The organism is Pseudoalteromonas sp. S1610 (assembly GCF_005887465.1).
Taxonomy (GTDB): Bacteria; Pseudomonadota; Gammaproteobacteria; order Enterobacterales; family Alteromonadaceae; genus Pseudoalteromonas; species Pseudoalteromonas undina.
Map to the genome: position 1 here is coordinate 1 of NZ_PNDI01000192.1, position 257 is coordinate 257.

Annotated in this window: 1 pseudogene; it reads left to right on the forward strand. The window is 34.2% G+C overall.

Annotated features, from left to right (window positions below):
- Positions 1–257 (forward strand): annotated as a pseudogene (locus CWB77_RS18345) (chloride channel protein); the annotation flags it as partial.

The following is a 257-nucleotide window of genomic DNA, read 5'->3' on the forward strand; positions in this document are numbered from 1 at the left end:
TGTATTTGATGAAGAAAATGGTTATCGCCTAGATGAATATGACTTGAGTTTAATGTCTGATAAGGCGGTCAATATAATGTACATTAGCTTAAAAGGTATCAGCAGACAAGCAACTCTTGCAGATGCCTTTGAAATTTTAAATCATAAACGCAGTGGTGGAGTTTATGGGTATAACTTATTTGATAATCAACAAATTATGGGTTTACTACGGTGGGAGCAAATCCATCATAGTCTAACCATACGTAACAGATTACTTT